The 253-nt window shown below is 65.2% G+C and carries 1 protein-coding gene; it reads left to right on the plus strand.

Annotation, left to right across the window (positions count from 1 at the left end; translation table 11 throughout):
* On the plus strand, positions 1–253 hold a 253-nt coding region (locus HA630_RS00125; protein ID WP_371809166.1), incomplete at both ends, for an NAD(P)/FAD-dependent oxidoreductase.

Below are 253 nucleotides of genomic sequence, written 5' to 3' on the forward strand. Positions count from 1 at the left end.
CCCCCGACGCCCTGGTGCCCGACTGCTTCCACAACCACGGCAACTACGTCATCAGCCTGGGCGCGCTGACCAAATGGCTGGGCGAGCAGGCCGAAGCGCTGGGCGTGGAGATCTTCCCTGGCTTTGCGGCGTCTGAAGTCATCTACAACGCCGATGGTTCCGTCCAAGGCGTGGCCACCGGCCACCAAGGCCTGGGCAAAGACGGCGAGCCCACCGGCGACTTCCAGATCGGCATGGAACTGCACGCCAAGTA

The organism is Aquabacterium sp. A08, from assembly GCF_011742065.1.